Here is a 2,398-nt window from a genome sequence, read left to right as displayed (position 1 = left end):
TTTACGTAGCCCATGTTTTGGGTGTTGTAAGTTTTCGGCCGGTTAGTGCCAGTTCCCTTCACCTATTGCTAGGCGTCTAGGTCTGGTCTATCGATCCCGTGGTCTGCGGGGGGCCTTATCCCTCTAAAAGGGTGAGAAGCCTGGTCTTGGAGGGGGTTTCCCGCTTAGATGCTTTCAGCGGTTATCCTGTCCGAACGTAGCTATCCAGCAGTGCCCCTGGTGGGACAACTGGTAGACCAGAGGTTCGTCCGTCCCGGTCCTCTCGTACTAGGGACAGGTTTCCTCAAGCTTCTGACGCGCGCGGCGGATAGAGACCGAACTGTCTCACGACGTTCTAAACCCAGCTCGCGTGCCGCTTTAATGGGCGAACAGCCCAACCCTTGGGACCTGCTCCAGCCCCAGGATGCGACGAGCCGACATCGAGGTGCCAAACCATCCCGTCGATATGGACTCTTGGGGAAGATCAGCCTGTTATCCCCGGGGTACCTTTTATCCGTTGAGCGACACCCCTTCCACTCAGAGGTGCCGGATCACTAGTCCCGACTTTCGTCCCTGCTCGACATGTATGTCTCGCAGTCAAGCTCCCTTGTGCACTTACACTCAACACCTGATTGCCGTCCAGGTTGAGGGAACCTTTGGGCGCCTCCGTTACATTTTAGGAGGCAACCGCCCCAGTTAAACTACCCACCAGGCACTGTCCCTGAACCGGATATACGGTTCGAAGTTAGAGGCCCAATACGATCAGAGTGGTATTTCAACAATGACTCCACGACCACTGGCGTGGCCGCTTCACAGTCTCCCACCTATCCTACACAAACCGTATCGAGCACCAATACCAAGTTGTAGTGAAGGTCCCGGGGTCTTTTCGTCCTGCCGCGCGTAACGAGCATCTTTACTCGTAGTGCAATTTCGCCGAGTCTATGGTTGAGACAGTTGAGAAGTCGTTACGCCATTCGTGCAGGTCGGAACTTACCCGACAAGGAATTTCGCTACCTTAGGATGGTTATAGTTACCACCGCCGTTTACTGGGGCTTAAATTCTCCGCTTCACCCCCAAGGGGGTTAACGGGTCCTCTTAACCTTCCAGCACCGGGCAGGCGTCAGTCCGTATACATCGTCTTGCGACTTCGCACGGACCTGTGTTTTTAGTAAACAGTCGCTTCTCACTGGTTTGTGCCACCCCCTCCCGCTGCCGGCCGCAAGAGCCTTGACGGTATGGGGGTCCCCCTTCTCCCGAAGTTACGGGGGCATTTTGCCGAGTTCCTTAACCATAGTTCACTCGTACGCCTTGGTATTCTCTACCTGACCACCTGTGTTGGTTTGGGGTACGGGCCGTGTATGTCCTCGCTAGAGGCTTTTCTTGGCAGCATAGGATCACCGAATTCGCCTCAATCGGCTATGCATCACCTCTCAGACATATGAGCGACGGATTTGCCTATCACTCGTCCTACAGGTTTGCCCCAGTACAACCACTGACTGGTACGGCTACCTTCCTGCGTCACCCCATCGCTTGACTACTACCAGAGAAGGTCCCGCGCAGCCCCAGCAACCCATCGACCCGAAGGTCTCCGGTGAAACTGGTTTTGGGCGGTTAGTACCTCTGATTCATCAGGGACGGCCACACACGGGTACGGGAATATCAACCCGTTGTCCATCGACTACGCCTGTCGGCCTCGCCTTAGGTCCCGACTCACCCTGGGCGGACTGGCCTGGCCCAGGAACCCTTGGTCTTTCGGCGGGCAAGGTTCTCACTTGCCTAATCGCTACTCATGCCTGCATTCTCACTCCCACACCCTCCACCACTCGATCACTCGGTGGCTTCACCGGATGCAGGACGCTCCCCTACCCAGCCGAACAAAGTTCGGCTGCCGCGGCTTCGGCGGTGTGCTTGAGCCCCGCTACATTATCGGCGCACAATCACTTGACCAGTGAGCTATTACGCACTCTTTCAAGGGTGGCTGCTTCTAAGCCAACCTCCTGGTTGTCTTCGCGACTGCACATCCTTTTCCACTTAGCACACGCTTAGGGGCCTTAGCCGGCGATCTGGGCTGTTTCCCTCTCGACGCACGGAGCTTATCCCCCGCCGTCTCACTGCCACACTCTTGGACTTGTCGGCATTCGGAGTTTGGCTGACGTCAGTAACCTAGTAGGGCCCATCGGCCATCCAGTAGCTCTACCTCCAACAAGAAACATGTGACGCTGCACCTAAATGCATTTCGGGGAGAACCAGCTATCACGGAGTTTGATTGGCCTTTCACCCCTACCCACAGCTCATCCCCTCAGTCTTCAACCTAAGTGGGTTCGGGCCTCCACACGGTCTTACCCGCGCTTCACCCTGGCCATGGGTAGATCACTCCGCTTCGGGTCCAGAACACACCACTACACCACACACTGTTGTG

General features: G+C 56.1%; 1 rRNA gene. It reads right to left on the bottom strand.

Annotated features, from left to right (window positions below):
- Positions 1-21 precede the first annotated feature (21 nt).
- Positions 22-2,398 (bottom strand): 23S ribosomal RNA (locus ABQF30_RS29500); the annotation flags it as partial.

This window comes from Mycolicibacterium sp. XJ870, from assembly GCF_053483975.1.
The sequence above is the reverse complement of the archived record's forward strand: the minus strand, read 5'-3'. Positions and strand labels throughout refer to the sequence as shown.